The sequence below is a fragment of the Mesorhizobium sp. AR02 genome (assembly GCF_024746835.1).
Taxonomy (GTDB): domain Bacteria; phylum Pseudomonadota; class Alphaproteobacteria; order Rhizobiales; family Rhizobiaceae; genus Mesorhizobium.
Genome location: NZ_CP080531.1, coordinates 458,699 through 477,021 on the forward strand (window position 1 = coordinate 458,699; position 18,323 = coordinate 477,021).

An 18,323-nucleotide genomic window follows, 5' to 3' on the forward strand; every position below is an offset into this window, starting at 1 on the left:
GGAACCGGTGCAGGTGTCAGCCATTCCCATCATGTCGCGGGTTATCAGTGGAAAATCATTCGCTTGTCCAACGCCTGATTGCGCGGCCTGAATTCGGCCCCTTCGTGCTGCTCGTCATCGAGATCGGCGTTTTCTGGGGCTTCAACCACGACTTCCTGTCGCCGCAGAACATCTCCAACACACTGGCCTTCACCGTCGAGCTCGGCCTGATCGCGCTGGCGATGACCTTGCTGATGACATCGGGCGAATTCGACCTGTCCGTCGGGTCCCTGTTCGGCTTCTCGCCGGTGCTGATGTGGACGCTGTTCAATGGCGGCGTCACCTCGCTGGAGATGGGCTTCGTCGTCGCGCTGGTGGTCGCCGCCTTGATCGGCCTGGTCAATGGCTGGTTCGTCACGCAGCTCAAGATCCCGTCCTTCCTGGTGACGCTCGGCATGCTTTTGGTGGTGCGCGGCAGTGCCCTTTTCATCACCGACGGTTTTCCGCAGCGCACCTGGAGCGCCGAAGGCAGCTGGCTGGCGCAGGCGCTGGTCGGCGACTTCTTCATCGGGCCGTTCCGCATCTACATGTCGCTGTTCTGGTTCATCGCCGCGGCCATCGCGCTCGGCTACGTGCTGACGCAAAGCCGGACCGGCAACTGGATCCAGGCGGCGGGCGGCAATCCCAACGCGGCGCGGGCGCGCGGCGTCAATGTCAACCGCGTCAAGATCGGCCTGTTCGTGCTGTCGTCGCTCATGGCGTCCCTTGCCGGCGTCATCTCCTCGCTGCGCACCTCCGCCGCCAACCCCAACAGCGGCACCGGCTACGAGCTCGAAGTCATCGCCATGGTGGTGATCGGCGGCACGGCGCTGACCGGCGGGCGCGGCACGATCATCGGCACCGTGCTCGGCATCCTGATCCTGCGCGTGATGCGCAACGGCATCGTGCTGATCGGCGTGCCCGGACTTGCCTACAACATCTTCATCGGCGCGATCATCCTTGGCATGATGGCACTCCACTCATGGCTGGAACGCCGGCATCAGGCAGGGACTTGAACCATGGCCGAGCCATTGATCCGCATGCAGAACATCCGCAAGTCCTACGGCCGCGTGCAGGCGTTGGAGGATGCCAATTTCCATGTCAATGAGCGCGAGATCGTCGGCCTGCTCGGCGACAACGGCGCCGGCAAGTCGACGCTGATCAAGGTCTTGTCGGGCGCCGTGCCGCTGACCAGCGGCGACATCTTCATCCGCGGCAAGAAGGTGAGCCTGCGCAGCACCAGCGACGCCATCGCCCATGGCATCGAGACCATCTACCAGGACTCGGCGCTGGTCACGCAACTGTCGATCGCCCGCAATTTGTTCCTGGGACGCGAGCCGATCAAGCCGCCGCGCTTCCTCAACCGCATGGACCAGGAGGCGATGAACACTGTCGCCCGCGACCTGCTCAAACAGGTCGGCATCTCGAAAAACATTCCCCCGACGACGCCGATCGGCTCGCTCTCCGGCGGCGAGCGCCAGGCTGTGGCGATCGCGCGCGCCATGCATTTCGACAGCGATCTCATCATCCTCGACGAGCCGACCAACAATCTCGGCGTCGCCGAAACGCAAGGGGTGCTGAGCTTCGTGCGCAGCGCCCGCGATTCCGGCCATTCCTGCATCTTCATCGCGCACAACATCCACCATGTCTTCCAGGTGGTCGACCGCATCGTCGTCATGCGCCGGGGCAAGGTGGTCGCCGACGACATCGACCCGAAGAAAACAAATGTGACGGAAGTCGAGCGGATCATCACCGGCATGTCGGACAAGGAAATCCGCGACGCCATCGCCGACGGCAAGCCGCCGCACTGAGGATGGGCGGAAGCCGTCTTGTCGAAGCAGCCGAATGCGCATCGCGGTGATGGGTGGCAATCACCCGTCCCTCAGATCACATCGCCTGTCAAATCGCTTGTCACATCGCTTGGCTGGCGCGCCATCGCATCGGCGCATAGGGTCGCGGCATGAAGGCCACCGTCTCCGACATCGCCCGGAATTGCGGGCTCTCGACCGCGACGGTCGACAGGGTGCTCAATAACAGGCCCGGCGCCAGCGCCGCCAATCGGCAGCGCGTGATGGAAGCCGCCAAGCAGCTCGGCTATTTGCCGGTCGCCGATCAGGTGACGCTTCCCTCCAAGCCCGCAAACCTCGAATTCTTCCTGCCGATCGGCAGCAACGCCTTCATGCAGGATCTGGCAAGACATATCGAGGATTATGCATCGCGCCTGCCGCTGGTCGCGTCCTGCCGGATCCACACCCTCGCCGGCATCTCGCCGAACGCGCTTCAGACAGCCGTGGAAAACCTGTCGCTGAGGGCCAATGGCGTCGGGGTGATCGCCGTCGACCATCCCCGAACCCGCAACATCCTGCGCGACATTGTCGAGGCCGGCATCCGCCTGGTGACGCTGGTGTCCGATATTCCGGCCGCTCCCCGCTCGGCCTATGTCGGCATCGACAACCGGGTGGCCGGGCGAACGGCGGCACTTCTCATGGGACGCTTCCTCGGTGGCCGCGAGGGCCATCTGGCGATGGTGGTCGGCTCGCGCTCCTACCGCGGCCATGAGGAGCGTGAAATGGGTTTTCGCTCGGTGCTTGGCGAGGAATTTCCCAACCTCACCGTGACCAGCGCCGTCGAGATCAATGACGAGCCGGATGCCAGCTATGCTGAGACCATGAAGGCGCTGCACAACGAACCGGAACTGCTCGGCATCTATTGCGTCGGGGCCGGACGTTCCGGCGTGGCGAAAGCCATCCGGGAAGCCAGGCCCAACCGCAAGCCGGTGTTCATCTGCCACGACCTGACGCGGGAAACGCGCGGCTATCTTGTCGACGATCTCGCCGACGTCGTCATCGACCAGAACGCCAGGCTGATCGCCGAACAGTCGGTCATCCGCCTGCTCGGCTCCATTGCCTCATCGGCGCCCTACCTGACACGTAAATTCATCGAGCCGCGCCTGATTTTTAGGGAAAACGTGCCGGTGCAGTGAGGCCGAGCGGCCTGGGCAAACCCAGCCTCCCGTATTTGTATGATAATTGACACGGCAAATCTGCACAGCTGCTATGCACAATTCATTGTTGCCGAATCATTGGGCAATTCGTAGGTTCTGGTTGTCGGCCATCTACTCCTCCCAGATGCGATGCCGACGCTGAGTGGGGTGCACCTCCTCCCGCGCCACACTCGAAATCGAGCCCGCTGCCACCTCCTCCCGGCAGCGGGCTTTTTTCGTTCAGCCGTCGAAAATTCCTGTGCCGCCCGCGCTAAAGGGCGCGCACCGTCGCGGTCATACGACCGGTAAATCGCCAACAGTCGCGGCGGATTTCAACCGGCGGCGGTGCCCCGGAAGGAAACGATCAGCCCTTCGGCCATGCGCACGAACTGCGTGCTCGGACCTTCGGTACCCACGGTCTGCACGCTGACACGCGCGCCCTCGAACAGCAGCGACAGCGTATCGGCGAGCAGTTCGGCCTGACCAATGCCCGCATCCCGACACAGCGTCACGAGGCGCTCACGCTGGGCCTCCTTGAGTTCCTTGATTACCAGCCTCGCCGGATGGTCCGGCTCGGTCAGTTCAGCGGCGGCATTGGCCATGTCACAGCCGCGGCCGTCAGCCTTGAGCATGACGGCGGCCTTGCGAACCCAGGCATGCAGCTGCGCGAGCTTGTCACCGGGAAACTCGGCTTCGAACCCCTCCCACATCGCGCCGGCCTTGGCCGCATTGGCGCGCAGGCACTCGACGATCAGTTCGTCCTTGGATTCGAAGTGACGATAGAGCGTCATCTTGTTCGTGCCGGCAGCTTCGGTGATAGCGTCGACGCCGACGCCCTTGATGCCGTGCTTGTGGAACATGTCACGCGCCGTCTCCAGGATTCGATCCCGGGGACGTGAGCGCTCCACGACGCCGTCTGTCATCATGATCTCCTTTCGTTTCCTAAAAACCACGGCCACCTCTTGACTAGGGTGTTACCGGTCTGTAACTATGCAAATGTTACTTACTGGTAACACCTATGTCGCCTTCCGTCAATAACAAGGCCGTGAACTGGTCCTGCCAGATTGAGATGGGCGAAAAACTGCAGTTCATGCGGCTCCGGCCGGTGAAGAGATGAAAAACGGTTCGCGAGCATGGGCTGCGAATCGACAGACAAGGAGCCGGCCAATGCCACAGCGCCGCGATCTTACCATAGATGAGGCCGTCCGGGATCCGATGATCCGGCTGGTCATGAAAGCAGATGGGGTGGACCCCCGCGCCTTCGAGAAGATGCTTCGCTCGCTTGCCGATGAGCAGCGTCGCGAGGTGCCGTTGCTGCGTTCACGGGAAGTTCCCCGTGACGGGCACGGCCAGTTGTCCAAGGTTGCCAGCGCCTTCGGGCGGGCAAGAGCAACTGGCGAGGCATGTGTGTCGTGGTAAATTTTTTCATCCACCGTCCGATCTTCGCCTCGGCGATCGCCATCATCATGGTGCTCGCCGGGACGATTTGTTATTTCCTGCTGCCGGTCTCGCAGTTTCCTGACATCACGCCGCCCCAGGTCGTGGTCAGCGCCCATTATCCGGGCGCCAGCGCGCAAGTCGTGGCCGATACGGTGACGACGCCGCTGGAGCAGCAGATCAACGGCGTGCAAGGCATGACATACATGTCGTCGACGAGCTCCAATGACGGCTCCTCGACTATCACCATCACCTTCGATGTCGGCTATTCCCTGAGCACCGCCGCCGTCGACGTCCAGAACCGCGTCTCGCAGGCGGCTTCGTCGCTGCCGGCGATCGTCAACCAGGGCGGCGTGACGATCAAGAAGCAGAACCCGAATTTCGTCCTGATCGTCAACCTCACCTCGCCCGACAAGTCCATCGATCCGGTGGCACTCTCGAACCTTGCCTATCTGCAGGTTGTCGATCCGCTGAAGCGGCTGCAAGGCGTCGGCGACGTGCAGATCTTCGGCGAGCGGCGCTATTCAATGCGCGTCTGGCTCGATCCCGACAAGCTCGCCAATCTCGGCATCACCGCCGTCGACGTGCAGAATGCCATCGCCGAGCAGAACGTCCAGGTGGCGGCCGGCAAGATCGGCCAGTCGCCGGCGCCCGCCGGCACAGCCTTCGAAATGCAGGTCAACGCCGTCGGCCGCCTGAGCGACCCGAAGGAATTCGGCGACATCGTGGTGCGCGCCAACACCGACACCGGCTCGCTGGTGCGGCTGCGCGACGTCGCCCGCATCGAACTCGGCGCGCTGCAATATTCGTCCTCCGCCTTCTTCGGCAAGGACCCGACCGTAGTGCTCGCCGTCTATCAGATGCCCGGCTCCAACGCGCTCGACCTTCAGCAGCGCGTCAAGGACAAGATGCAGGAGCTGTCCGGCCGTTTCCCCGAAGGCGTCAGCTACGCCATGCATTACGACACGACGCGCTTTGTCTCGGCATCGATGCATGACGTGCTGATCACGCTCGGCGAAGCCCTGGTGCTGGTTGTTGCCGTGGTGTTCGTCTTCCTACAGAGCTGGCGCACGACGATCATCCCGACCATCGCCATTCCGGTGTCTTTGGTGGCGACGCTTGTGGTCATGGAGATGATGGGCTTCTCGCTCAACATGCTCTCTTTGCTCGGCATGGTGCTGGCGATCGGCCTTGTCGTCGACGATGCCATCGTGGTGGTTGAGAACGTCGAACGACAGCTCGAGGCTGGGCTGAAACCACTGGCGGCGACCAAGGCCGCGATGGCCGAAGTCACCGGCCCGATCATCGCCACCACCGCCGTGCTGATGGCGGTGTTCGTGCCTGTCGCCTTCATCCCCGGCGTTTCCGGCAAACTCTACAACCAGTTCGCGCTGACGGTGGCGATTTCGGTCGGTATTTCCGCCTTCAATTCGCTGACGCTGAGCCCCGCGCTCAGCGCCGCCTTCCTGCGCCATCGCGGCGAGACGCAGTTCGTGCTGTTCCGCTGGTTCAATACAGGTTTCGACAAGCTATCGCATGCCTACGCCCATGGCGTACGCATTCTCATCCGCTTGCGCTGGATCATGCTCGGCCTGTTCGCGGCCGGGCTGGTTGCCACCTATTTCGTCTGGCAGAAGCTGCCCTCGACCTTCCTCCCGGTCGAGGACCAGGGTTATTTCTTCGTCGTCATCCAGTTGCCCGACGGTGCCTCGCTGGAGCGCACAGACGCGGTGGCGCAGAAGGCGCGCGACATCCTGCAGGCGACGCCCGGCGTCGACATTGTCGGCTCGATCAGCGGCCTGAACTTCCTGACCAGTGCCGCGCAGTCGAACTCGGCGGTCGAGTTTGCCATTTTGAAGCCCTGGGAGGAGCGTACTCCCGACCAGAGCGCATCAAAGCTCGTTGCCGACGTGCGCGGCAAGCTGTTGCAGATACCGGAAGCCTTTGCGTTGAGTTTCGATCCGCCTTCGATACCGGGTATCGGCACCACGGGCGGCTTCGAATTCGTCGTCGAGGATCTCACCGGTCGCGGCAGCACGGCCCTCAACGACGCGACGCAGGCCGTGATCGCCGAGGCGCGCAAGCAGCCGGAAATCAATCCGCAGCAGCTGTTCTCGCCGTTCTCGACCTCGACGCCGCAGTTCAACTACGACCTCGACCGCAGCAAGGCCAAACTGCTCGGCCTGAACCTGCCCGACGTCTTCAACACGCTGCAGATCTATCTCGGCTCGCTCTACGTGAACGACTTCAACCTGTTCGGCCGCACCTTCCGGGTGACCATCCAGGCCGACAAAGATGCACGTGCGGGTGCCGCCGACATCTCACGGCTCTATGTGCGCAATGCCTCGGGCGGCATGGTGCCGCTCAGCACACTGGGCAAGCTGGTGCCGTTCGTCGGGCCGGAAACCGTGCCGCACTACAACAACAACGCTTCGGCCTCGATCAATGGTGGTGCCGCACCGGGCTTCTCCTCGGGCCAGGCCGTCGCTGCCATGGAACGGGCGGCGGCCACCGCGTTGCCCAGGGATTTCGGTTTCGAATGGACCGGCATCACCTTCCAGGAGCTCAAGGCAGGATCGATCGCGTCGGTCGTCTTCGGCCTCGCCATCGTCTTCGTCTTCCTGATCCTGGCGGCGCAGTATGAGAGCTGGGCGATGCCGTTCATGGTGCTGCTGGCGGTGCCGCTCGCACTGTTCGGCGCATTCGCGGCTCTCTGGGTGCGCGGCATGCAGATCGACGTCTATTCGCAGATCGGCTTCGTCATGCTGATCGGCCTGGCGGCCAAGAACGCCATCCTGATCGTCGAATTCGCAAGACGACGGCGCGAGGAAGGCCTCAGCATCGTCGAGGCGGCGATGGAAGCCGCGCGGCTGAGACTCCGGCCGATCCTGATGACGGCCTTCGCCTTCATCCTCGGCGTGCTGCCGCTGATGTTCGCGACAGGCGCTGGTGCTGCAAGCCGGCAGTCGATCGGCACCACCGTCTTTGGTGGCATGGTTGCCGCGACCATCCTGTCGCTGGTGTTCGTGCCGGTCTTCTACGCGGTCATCGAACAATTGCGGGAACGCCGTGAAGGCGGCGAGCCCGCCTCCCAACATCCTGAACCAACTGCCGAACCCGCCTTCCCTCCCCTGGCGGAAGCGGCCGAATAAGATTGGAGAATTACTATGCGTAAATGGAAAATCGCGTTGGGAACGGCTGTCGCGCTGGGTGCGATCTCGGTGGCCAGTGTCCACCTGCTCGACATGGGCAACCTCAGGCTCAGCGCCGGCACGGCCGGAGCGGCGACGCCGGCTCCAGCGGCATTCGTCATGCCGGTGCCGGTGGCAAACGTCATCAAGAAGACGATCCCGATCTATCTCGACTATGCCGCCCGCATCGAGCCGATCCGCAGCGTCACGCTGCAGGCGCGCGTGCCCGGCTACCTGCAGGAACAGACGGCGCAAGACGGCGCCGATGTGCGGCAGGGCGACCTTCTCTACAAGATCTCGCCTGACGACTTCCAGGCGGCACTCGACCAGGCGAAAGCCCAGGTCCAGCGCGATACGGCGACACTCGACTATGCGCGTTCCAATCTCGGCCGCGGCACCGAACTGGCCAAGAGCGGTTACCTGGACAAGGACAGCTTCGACCAGCGCACCAGCACCTTGCGCGAAGCGCAGGCGTCGCTGGCGCTCAACCAGGCGGCGGTGCGCACGGCGGAGCTCAATCTGAGCTACGCCGAAATCCACGCTCCGTTCACCGGGCGCCTGGGCCGCAACCAGGCTTCGGTCGGAACGCTGGTCAGCGTCGCCGGCACGGTGCTCAACACGCTGGTGCAGCTCGACCCGATCTATGTCACCTTCAATCCGAGCGAGACGGATCTGGCCGAGATCGAACAGGCCCGCGCGGCCGGCCCGATCGAGGTCGAGGTCCTGCTTCCAGGTGAGACCGAGACCAGCCAGAAGGGTGAACTCACCTTCATCGACAACACGGTCGACCACTCGACCGGAACCATCACCGCACGCGCCACCATCGGCAATGCGAAGTTCACGCTCATGCCTGGCCAATATGTTCGCGTGCGGCTGCATATCAAGCAGCAGCCCGATGCGTTGATGGTGCCGCAGACGGCGCTGGGTTCGAGCCAGCTCGGCAAATATCTCTACGTCGTCGGCAAGGGCAACACGGTCGACCAGCGGCTGGTCTCAATCGGCCCGACCAGCGGCGATCTGGTGGCTATCCTGAGCGGCGTCTCCGAAGGCGACCAGGTGATCACAGGCAATCTGCAGAAGATCGGGCCCGGAATGCCGATCTCGCCACTGCCACAGAAGCCGGCTACCTGAATCCCCCGCAGGCCCGGTTTCCGCGCGGCGCCCCGACCTTTTCTCAGGTCGCGGGCGCCGTTTTCACAAGCAGGCCGACAAGAGCGGCGACATCCGCGCGGTCGGCCTTGGCCGGCGGCATGAAGGCGCAATAGGGATGGCCAAGGCGCACCGAGACTGACGAGAGCGCGATCAGGCGGCCGGCCTCCAGATCGGCCTGCGCCATCACCCGCTGGCCGAGCGCCACCCCCAGACCAAGCCTCGCCGAAGCGATCGCCAGGCTGGACAGGCCGACACGGCGCCCATGCGACGGGTCAGGCGAGCGGCTGCCGCCGCATGCGGCGAACCAATCGGCCCAGGTCGGGTGCGACGCATAGTTCGGCCCCCAATTGGTGTGGATGAACAGGCTCTCATGCAGGTCCGTGAGACCCGGATCGCCCTTGCCGTGCCGGTGCCAGAATTCCGGCGCGCAGACCGGCAGCGCATCATCATGGACGAGGCGGACCATGCGCAGGCCGGGATAGTGATAGTCGCCATAGGAGATGCGCAGATCGACATTCTGGCGCATCAGGTCGATCGGATCGTCCTCCGCCCGCACATCGATCGCCATCTGCGGAAAGGCATCGAGAAGGGCGGCCAGCCTCGGCGCCAGCCACAGTTCGGCCAGCGAGAACGGCACGCTGACCACAAGGCGCGTCCTCAAGCCGCCTTCCAGCATGCGCTGGCCGATGGCGGCGATGTCGCCCAAAGCGCGCGCCGTCTGCGGATAGATGGCATGGCCGGCGTCGGTGAGCGTGATGCGGTTGCCAGTGCGCACGAACAATTGCTTGCCGAACCAGGTTTCGAGATTGCGGATCTGCTGGCTGACCGCCGCCGAGGACACGCCAAGCTCGCTCGCGGCCAAAGTGAAGCTGCCGGCGCGGGCCGCGACTTCGAAGGCCTTGATCGCGTTCAGCGGTGGCAGCCGTTCCATGACAGGTTCCATAAGTTTTTCTTGGTCAGTCGTAATAATTTTCCGCGTTGAGGGAAAGAATTTTTTGCCGTCTTCTGTGCTCAACCCTTGGAGCACCCGACATGAAAGACATTCTCGATCTCGACCGCTATCCGCTCGACCGCGAAGGCAGCCCTGAATGGCATCGCCTCGTCGAGCAATCCATCGAAGCACTCGAAGCCGACGGCATGTTCAACCTCGAAGGCTTTTTGCGGCCTGGCGTCGCTGAACAGGCGGTGCGGGAAATCAAGCCGGTGATGGACACGCAGTCCCATGTCCACAAGCGCATGCACAACATTTACTTCAAGCCCGATATCCCCGAACTCGCACCCGAACATCCCGCGCTGCGCAAGGTCGAAACCATCAGCCACACTGTCTGCGCCGACCAGATTCCCGGCAGCACCGTGCTTGCCATCTACGAGTATGAACCGCTGGTGCGGTTCCTGGCGGCGACCATGGGCAAGGCAAAACTGCATGTCATGCAGGATCCGCTGGCGCGCACCAATGTCATGGCCTATCGCGCCGGCGAGGCGTTGAACTGGCATTTCGACCGTTCGGAATTCACCACGACGCTGCTGCTGCAGCAGGCGGAGCGCGGCGGCGACCTCGAATACCGCACCGACCTCAGATCGGATGACAACCCGAATTACGAGGGCGTCGCCCGGCTGCTCGAAGGCCGTGATCCCGACGCCAAGATCCTGCGCATGAAGCCGGGTACGCTGAATGTCTTCCGCGGCAAGAACACCGCGCATCGCGTCACCACGGTCGAAGGCGAGCGCGAACGCATGATCGCGGTGTTTTCCTACTATGAGAAGCCGGGTGTGATGTTCAGCGCCGAAGAGCGGGTCGGCTTCTACGGCCGGGCGGCCTGAGAGACCGTTTGGAAATTCTACTCTGGCGGCCATCTGAAGGCGTTTTCTGCGCTTCCGGTGCTCACGGACCCAAATGTCCGCTGCGCGCCGGTTCTCGAAACCACCACCATATGTCTTGCCAGAGCGAATTTCGAAGCGGTCTCGAAGCGCCAAATCCAAAATCAGAATCCGAAAATAATCTCTTGTTAGATTGTCGACAATCTGATTGTCTCGCTTTCTGTTCTCGCTGGAGTGGGCCGGATGGTGAAGACGGATTTCAGCCCGATTGCCGATACGACGCGCCGCGCCGAAATCGTCGCGCTGCTGCGGCGCGCGATCCTGACCGGGCAACTGCAACCAGGCCAGAAGCTCAACGAACTCAGGATATCCGAACAGATGCGGGTCAGCCGCGCGCCCCTGCGCGAGGCGATGCGCGAGCTGGTGCAGGAAGGCATCCTGACCAGCATTCCCTATGCCGGCACCTTCGTCATCGACGTCACCGCCAAGGACATCGACGATGCCTATTCGCTCAACCAGGTGCTGGACGAATTCGCCATCGAGTGCACCTGGCCGCTGCGCGACCAGAGCTTCTTCGATGAGCTTGACCGGCGCCATGAAGCGGTGAAGCAGGCGACCCGCAATCTCGACACCACGCGCCAGATCGAAACGGCGCTGCAACTGCATGGGCTGATCTACGAATGGGCCGACAATTCCGTGCTGCTGGAAACCTGGCAGCGGCTGACCAGCCGGCTGCAGATGTATTTCGCGCTGCACCAGCATGCGCGCAATGAGCCGGTGCCGGCCGAGGACGTCCATGAGACTTACGTGCAACTGATGAAGGGCACCGACATGCGCGCTGCCCAGCGCCATGCCCGCGAGCATATCCACCTCGATTTCGAACAGCTGCTTTCTTACGCACGCGGCCTCGAACAGCGCCCATCAAGGGGCGCCTGATCAATTCCCCAGACATTACAGCCAACGGACAGACACGTGCGGATCGAAACCATCAAAGCCTACCATGTCGTGCAGCCCTTCGTGGACGGCCCCTACCGGATGTCCAAGGGGCGCGAAGCCGACGCCTTCGAGGCGGTGATCGTCGCCATCAGCTCGGACAGCGGCTTGACCGGCTGGGGCGAAATGGCGCCGCTTGGCAATTTCTACTCGGCCGCCTTCCCGGCCGGCACCCGCGCCGGCGTGCCGGAAATCGCACCGCATCTTATCGGCCAAGATCCACGCGGGCCGGCCAGCATCGGCCGACTGATGGACACGGTGTTCAAAGGCCATCCCTACATCAAATCGGCACTCGACATGGCGTGCTGGGATCTCGCGGCGCGCGCCGCCGATGTGCCGCTCGTCACGCTGCTCGGCGGTAAGGAGAGCGACACGGCCGAACTCTACAAGGTCGTCACCCATGGCAGCGTCGATGCCATGGCCGCGCTGGCCAAGCGCATCGTCAAGGACGGCTTCCATCGGCTCCAAGTCAAGGTCGGCGGCAATGTCCATGACGACATCGAACGTGTCACCGCGGTCGCCGCTTCGGTGCCGAAAGGCACCGTGATCTTCTGCGACGCCAATGCGGGCTGGACGCCCTATCAGGCGCGCCAGTTTGCTGACGCCACGCGCGCCATCGACTACACGTTCGAGCAGCCCTGCACGACCATCGACGAGAACATGTCGGTGCGCCGCATGCTCGACAAGCCGATGGTACTCGACGAATCCGTCATCTCGCTCGAGGCAATGCTGGAAATCCATCGCCTGGGCGCGGCCGACGGATTGACGCTGAAGATCTCGCGGCTGGGCGGCGTGACGAAGACGCGCCAGATCCGCGACGTCGCCGTCGATCTTGGTTTCATGATCACGGTCGAGGACACTGGCGGCGCCGAGATCGACACAGCCGCCATGGCGCATCTGTCGCTGTCGACGCCGGAGGAGCGCCGGCTGCATGCGATTGCCTTCCATGAATGGGTGACGGTGCGCACCGCATCGAACATGCCGCCGGTCACCGGCAGCCGCATGGGCATTCCCGACGGACCGGGCCTTGGCATCGACGTCGTTCCCGACCTGCTCGGCGCGCCGTTCTTCGAGATCGGACGCTGACATGAAAATCCGCAGCATCAAGGCCACGCCGATCAATCTTCGCCTCGAAGCGCCCTATGGCTGGGTGTTCGGCGAGCTCGACGGATTTTCGCAGACCATTGTCGAGGTCGAGACCGAAGATGGGCTGATCGGCCTCGGCGAGGCGCCGACGCCGGCGGCGGCCGCCATTGTCAATGATGTTCTGGCCGAGCGCCTGATCGGCCGCGATGCCTTCGATATCGCCGGCGCCGAGCATGTCTGCCTGCCCTACTGGACCGGCGTGCAGTCGATCAACGACCGCGCCCGCATCATGGCCTTCGGCGCCGTCGAAATGGCGCTGTGGGACCTGCGCGGCAAGGCGTGGAAGCAGCCGCTCTACCAGCTGCTCGGTGGCGCCGTGCGCAAGGACATCCCGTTCACCGACTATTTCTCGCTGCGCGGCGACGGACCCAAGGTGAAAGGCGAGACGACGCCGGAAGAAGTCGCCGACTATTGCGTTGAACTGCATGAGACACATGGAACGACCTTCTTCGAAGGCAAATTCTCGACGCAAGACCCGAAAGTCTCGCTGAGAATGGTCGAGCTGATCCGCGAAAAACTCGGCGACGAGGCGATGATCCGCATCGATTCCAACCAGGCCTATTCGCTGGCGACGGCGCGGCGGCTGGCGCGGCCGCTCGAAGAGCTCGGCGTGCGCAACTGGGAGGATCCGGTGGCGACGATCGAGGAGATGCGCCAGTTGCGGCAGCATTGCTCGATCCCGTTCTCGACCCACAACATCGACATTGCGCGCGCCATGGACCTGAAGGTTCCGGACGCCTTCGTCGGCAATCCGACAGCGCATGGCGGCATCGGCCGCATGCTGCGCTTCGTCGGCGCCTGCGAGCACGCCGGCGTCGATTTCTGGTGCTACAGCGGCGACAGCGGCATCGGCAGCGCGGCCTATCTGCATCTGTGCGCAGCACTCGGCTGGATCCGGGAGCCGAACCAGTCGCTGTTTCGCATGCAGCCTATGGATATCACCGACGAAGGGCCGTTTTCGCCGAGGAATAATGTCGTGCGCGTGCCGGAAGGCCCCGGTCTCGGCGTCACCTTGTCGCGGAAAAACCTCGCGGCCTGCCATCGCGATTTCGTCGAGAACGGCCCGTGCAACAAATATCACGACCCGGCGAAGCCCGGAACATATCGCCGCCTGCCGCTCAACTAGGAGAACGAGAAGGAAAGGAGACTTATTCAACAACAAGAAGTCCGCGCCGCGATCGGATCGTGACGACAGGACCTGACGGGTGGAAGCATTGCCTCAAGAAAATCTGACCCCCGCGCCGCAAGGATCGGATGGACCAGAAAAAACCGCATGCTACAGTCCGGTCAAACTCACGTCGTAGATGGCCGGGATGAGGAGAACTCCACGGAATTTCGTCAACTGAAATGCATTCTTCAGCCATAAGAAACAGGGGAAAGGGTTAAACCCATGAGCAAGAACTACCGCATTCTCGACCTGATCCGGCGCAACCGCTCGCCGCTCGAAAATCACCTGATCGACGGTCTCGTCGACGGCCGCGTCAGCCGCCGCGACTTCATCCGCCATGGCAGCCTGCTCGGCCTGTCGCTGCCGCTTCTGGGTGGTATCACCACGGCGGCCGGCTTCGGCGGCATGCCGTCGCTCGCCCGCGCCGCGGGTGCCGCCGGCGCCACCATCCGCGTCGCCAGCAGCGTGCCGGCAGCAGCCATCGACCCGGTCACCATTGCGGACGCCGGCGGCCTGCTGGTCATGCAGCAGGTTGCCGAATTCCTCTGCGTCGATGGCCCCGACCTCGTGCTGCAGCCGGCCCTGGCCGAGAGCTGGAAGCCGAACGACAACGGCACGGTGTGGACCTTCAAGCTGCGCAAGGGCGTGAAATTCCACTCGGGTGGCGAGATGAAGGCCGACGATGTCGTGGCCAGCATCGACCGCCTTGCCGATCCGGCAAACTCGTCCAACGCACTGTCGGTGTTCACCGGCATCCTGCAGAAGGGCGCCACCAAGAAGGTCGACGACTATACGGTGGAATTCCATCTCGACGCGCCGAACGGCAACTTCCCCTACATGGTATCGTCGGACAACTACAACGCGGTCATCATCCCGGCGAGCTACAAAGGCGACTACGAGAAAAGCTTCGACGGCACCGGCCCGTTCAAGATCGAGAAGTACACGGCAAAAGTCGGCGCGTCCTTCGTCCGCAACGACGACTACTGGGGGCCGAAGGCGCTGCCGGATCGCACCGAGTTCACCTTCTTCACCGATGTGCAGCCGATGATCCTGGCATTGCAGGGTGGACAGGTCGACATCATCAACCAGATGCCGGTGCTAGCCGGCGTTGCACTGCTCAATGATCCGAGCGTCGACATCATCAGCCTCAAGTCGGTCGCGCACCAGCAACTGCATCTGCGCTGCGATTCCGATCCGTTCAAGGACCCGCGCGTGCGCCGCGCTATCGCGCTCAGCCTCGATCGCGACAAGCTGGTCGCCGGCCTGATGAAAGGTCGCGCTTCGCCTGGCAACGACAGCCCGTTCGCGCCTGCCTATCCGTCGACCGATACGAGCGTGCCGCAGCGCAAGCAGGATATCGCGCAGGCCAAGCAGCTGATGGAAGCGGCCGGCGCCGGCAAGGGTTTCAAGGTGACGCTGACCACCGAGCGTTACCTGGAAATTCCCGAATACGCCCAGCTCATCCAGAACTGGGTCAAGGAGATCGGCATCGAGCTCGAGCTCAACATCCTCGACCAGGGCGGCTACTACGGCGATGCGGTGTTCGGCAAATCGAACTGGCTGGATTCGGTGATGGGCATTACCGACTATGGTCACCGCGGCGTGCCGAACGTGTTCCTTGCAGCACCGCTGAAGAGCGACGGCACCTGGAACGCCGCGCACTTCAAGAACAAGGACTACGACACGCTGGCGAACAGTTACATCGCCGCGCTCGACCTTGAGGCGCAGAAGGCCGACGCCGGCAAGATCCAGAAGCTGCTTCTCGAGGAAACGCCTGTCATCTTCGGCTATTTCTACGACTACCTGACGGCGACGGCGAAGGGCGTGGCCGGCGTGCAGCCGACCGCCATGTCGCAGCTGTTCCTCGACAAGGCATCGAAGGCCTAAGCGGAGGCAAGCAAAGCCCATCCCGCAACCACCAGCCCCTCCGGGGGCTGGTGCTTTCGCTGCCAGGTCGAGGCAAGGCGCTGCGCGCCGGCCTGACGCGGAACCTCGCGTTGCGGGACGATCAATCATTGACCGGTCCCATGGAGTCCGAGACCCTGCTCACCACCATGCATTGGGGGACCTACGAAGTCCGTGCCGAGAACGGCAGGCTCGTCGGCGTCGAGCCGTGGAGCGGCGACCCCGATCCATCGCCGATTGGCAAGTCCATGCTCGGCACGGTTCAGGGCGACCTGCGCGTCTCCCATCCCGCCATCAGGCGCGGCTGGCTGGAGGGGAACAGGTCCGGCGCCAAGGGCGGGCGCGGCAGCGAGGCTTTTGTCGAAGTCTCCTGGGAAACGGCACTGGGCATCGTAGCGGCAGAACTCGACCGTGTTCGCCTCGAGCATGGCAACAGCGCGATCTATGCGGGCTCCTATGGATGGGCGAGCGCGGGGCGGTTCCACCATGCCCAGAGCCAGGTCCACCGCTTCCTCAACACGATCGGCGGCTATACGAGCTCGGTGCTCAGCTATTCCTACGGCGCGGCCGAGATCATCCTGCCGCATGTGCTTGGCGGCACCGATGGCCTGACGGGCAATCATTCCACCTGGGACGGGATCGAACGGCATAGCCAACTGATCGTCGCCTTTGGTGGCCTGCCCTGGCGCAATGCGCAGATACAGGGTGGCGGCGCGGCCCGTCACGAGGCGGCGGCGGCCTTGCAAAAGGCCGTCGGCAACGGCGCCCGGCTGATCAACGTCTCGCCCGTGCGCGATGATGCGCCGCGCGGCGTCGAAACCGAATGGCTGCCGCTGCGGCCGAACAGCGACACCGCACTGATGCTGGCTCTATGCCATGTCCTCATCAGTGAGCACCGTCATGACGAGGCATTCCTGGCGCGGTACTGCACTGGCTTCGAGGCCGTGCGGGCCTATGTCCTGGGAGAAGCCGACGGCCAGCCGAAGAGCCCGGCATGGGCTGCCGCCCTGAGCAGGGTGGCAGAAGACAGGATCGTCGCGCTGGCCAGGGAAATGGCTGCCAAGCGCACGATGGTGATGGTGAGCTGGTCTTTGCAGCGTGCCGACCATGGCGAACAGCCATATTGGGCGGCGATTACGCTTGCCGCGCTGCTCGGCCAGGTTGGATTGCCGGGCGGCGGCTTTGGCTTCGGCTATTCATCGACAAATGGTGCTGGAAGACCGGAGATGGGATTTCGGTGGCCGTCCGTGCCGCAAGGCAGGAACCAGGTGCCGGACTTCATCCCGGTCGCGCGGATGGCCGACATGCTGCTCAATCCCGGCGGTTCCTTCCAATTCAACGGCGCCACGATGTCCTATCCCGACATCAGGCTCGTCTACTGGGCCGGCGGCAATCCCTTCCATCATCACCAGGATCTGAACCGGCTGGTCGAGGCATGGCGACGTCCTGAAACCATCATCGTCCACGAGCCCTTCTGGACTGCGACGGCGCGCCATGCCGACATCGTGCTGCCGGTCACCACACCGCTGGAGCGAAACGATCTCGCCTTTTCGAACCGGGAAAACCTGGTGGTCGCCATGAAGCAAGCGATCGACCCCGTGGCGGAAGCCCGCGACGATTATCGTATCTTTGCCGACCTGTCGGCACGGCTCGGCACCGGCGAAGCCTTCACCGAAGGGCGCGGAGCCGGCGAATGGATCCGGGTCCTTTACGATCAGGCCAGCGATAATGCGAACGCGGCCGGGGTCGCGATGCCGTCCTTCGACCGTTTCTGGCGTGACGGCCACGCCGATCTTGCCCGGCAGGTGACGTCGCAGATATTGCTCGGCGCCTTCCGCGCTGATCCCGAGCGCCACCGCTTGGCGACCCCATCGGGCCGGATAGAGCTGTTTTCGCCGACAATCGATGCCTTCGGCTATGACGATTGTCCGGGCCATGCTGTCTGGCGGGAGCCGCGGGAATGGCTGGGCAGCGACCTCGTCAATCGGTTCCCGCTGCATCTTCTGTCACCGCAACCGGCGGACAAGCTGCACAGCCAGTACGATCACGGTTCGGTCAGCCGCGCGGGCAAGGTGTCGGGCCGCGCGCCGCTGTGGATCAACCGGGCCGACGCCGCCGCGCGCGGCATCGTGGACGGAGCGGTCGTGCGCGTTTCCAACGATCGCGGAGCGTGCCTCGCGGGCGCCGTGCTGACGGATGGCCTGATCCCTGGCGTCGTCCAATTGCCCACCGGTGCATGGTTCGACCCCGCCGAGCCGGGCCAACCGTACAGTCTGGAAAAGCATGGCAATCCGAATGTGCTGACGCCGGACCGGGGGACGTCGCGCCTTGCCCAATCGCCGACCTGCAATTCGACACTGGTCGAGGTGTCGCGATTTGACGGAGCCGTTCCGCCCGTGACAGCATTCGATCCGCCTGCCACAGTGCGTTTAGCCGACGTGTCCGGCCTGGCCGGACCGCAGCCCCATCACAAGGAGGCTTAGCCATTCTCTCCTTCTTTGCCCGGCGTGTT

At 63.5% G+C, this 18,323-nt stretch carries 14 protein-coding genes; 12 read left to right on the forward strand and 2 right to left on the reverse strand.

Annotated elements, in window-relative coordinates; genetic code table 11:
• The first annotated feature begins 47 nt into the window (after positions 1–47).
• From DBIPINDM_RS06915 to DBIPINDM_RS06925, 3 genes are all read left to right on the forward strand, one after another.
• Entirely contained in the window at positions 48–1,034 is a 987-nt protein-coding gene (locus DBIPINDM_RS06915) for an ABC transporter permease (RefSeq protein ID WP_258585031.1), read from the forward strand.
• A 3-nt stretch (positions 1,035–1,037) separates the two neighbouring features.
• Complete coding sequence (locus DBIPINDM_RS06920; RefSeq protein ID WP_258585032.1) at positions 1,038–1,829, forward strand: ATP-binding cassette domain-containing protein; 792 nt, start codon at positions 1,038–1,040, stop codon at positions 1,827–1,829.
• Between the two features lie 149 nt (positions 1,830–1,978).
• Positions 1,979–3,001 carry a LacI family DNA-binding transcriptional regulator gene (locus DBIPINDM_RS06925; protein ID WP_258585033.1) on the forward strand — a complete coding sequence of 341 codons (1,023 nt, stop codon included), beginning with the start codon at positions 1,979–1,981 and terminating at the stop codon, positions 2,999–3,001.
• A gap of 332 nt (positions 3,002–3,333) precedes the next feature.
• Here the strand turns inward: DBIPINDM_RS06925 and DBIPINDM_RS06930 are convergent, their stop codons facing one another.
• Positions 3,334–3,924: a TetR/AcrR family transcriptional regulator gene (locus DBIPINDM_RS06930; RefSeq protein ID WP_258585034.1), complete on the reverse strand. Its 591-nt coding sequence runs from the start codon at positions 3,922–3,924 to the stop codon at positions 3,334–3,336.
• A gap of 244 nt (positions 3,925–4,168) precedes the next feature.
• Between DBIPINDM_RS06930 and DBIPINDM_RS06935 the strand changes: the two genes are divergently transcribed.
• From DBIPINDM_RS06935 to DBIPINDM_RS06945, 3 genes are read left to right on the forward strand one after another with little or no spacing between them, the layout of a single operon-like run.
• Positions 4,169–4,420: a hypothetical protein gene (locus DBIPINDM_RS06935; protein ID WP_258585035.1), complete on the forward strand. Its 252-nt coding sequence runs from the start codon at positions 4,169–4,171 to the stop codon at positions 4,418–4,420.
• Positions 4,405–7,590, forward strand: a complete 3,186-nt coding sequence (locus tag DBIPINDM_RS06940) for an efflux RND transporter permease subunit (RefSeq protein ID WP_258585036.1) — start codon at positions 4,405–4,407, stop codon at positions 7,588–7,590. Before DBIPINDM_RS06935 ends, DBIPINDM_RS06940 begins: the two co-directional genes overlap by 16 nt.
• Before the next feature lie 15 nt (positions 7,591–7,605).
• Entirely contained in the window at positions 7,606–8,760 is a 1,155-nt protein-coding gene (locus DBIPINDM_RS06945) for an efflux RND transporter periplasmic adaptor subunit (protein WP_258585037.1), read from the forward strand.
• Between the two features lie 43 nt (positions 8,761–8,803).
• On the opposite strand, the gene DBIPINDM_RS06950 is transcribed toward DBIPINDM_RS06945, so the two are convergent.
• On the reverse strand, positions 8,804–9,712 hold the full coding sequence (locus DBIPINDM_RS06950; protein WP_258585038.1) for a LysR substrate-binding domain-containing protein: 909 nt from the start codon (positions 9,710–9,712) through the stop codon (positions 8,804–8,806).
• Positions 9,713–9,813: 101 nt separating this feature from the next.
• On the opposite strand from DBIPINDM_RS06950, the gene DBIPINDM_RS06955 reads away from it, so the two are divergent.
• From DBIPINDM_RS06955 to DBIPINDM_RS06980, 6 genes are all read left to right on the forward strand, one after another.
• Positions 9,814–10,602 (forward strand): 2OG-Fe(II) oxygenase, encoded by a 789-nt coding sequence (locus DBIPINDM_RS06955; RefSeq protein ID WP_258585039.1) that lies wholly within the window; start codon positions 9,814–9,816, stop codon positions 10,600–10,602.
• Positions 10,603–10,842: 240 nt separating this feature from the next.
• On the forward strand, positions 10,843–11,535 hold the full coding sequence (locus DBIPINDM_RS06960; protein ID WP_258585040.1) for a GntR family transcriptional regulator: 693 nt from the start codon (positions 10,843–10,845) through the stop codon (positions 11,533–11,535).
• A 36-nt stretch (positions 11,536–11,571) separates the two neighbouring features.
• On the forward strand, positions 11,572–12,678 hold the full coding sequence (locus tag DBIPINDM_RS06965) for a mandelate racemase/muconate lactonizing enzyme family protein (protein WP_258585041.1): 1,107 nt from the start codon (positions 11,572–11,574) through the stop codon (positions 12,676–12,678).
• A gap of 1 nt (position 12,679) precedes the next feature.
• Positions 12,680–13,864, forward strand: coding sequence for a mandelate racemase/muconate lactonizing enzyme family protein (locus DBIPINDM_RS06970; RefSeq protein WP_258585042.1), 1,185 nt, complete (start codon positions 12,680–12,682; stop codon positions 13,862–13,864).
• 264 nt (positions 13,865–14,128) lie between these two features.
• Positions 14,129–15,793 (forward strand): ABC transporter substrate-binding protein, encoded by a 1,665-nt coding sequence (locus DBIPINDM_RS06975; RefSeq protein ID WP_258585043.1) that lies wholly within the window; start codon positions 14,129–14,131, stop codon positions 15,791–15,793.
• A 140-nt stretch (positions 15,794–15,933) separates the two neighbouring features.
• Positions 15,934–18,294, forward strand: a complete 2,361-nt coding sequence (locus DBIPINDM_RS06980) for a molybdopterin guanine dinucleotide-containing S/N-oxide reductase (RefSeq protein WP_258585044.1) — start codon at positions 15,934–15,936, stop codon at positions 18,292–18,294.
• Positions 18,295–18,323 lie beyond the last annotated feature (29 nt).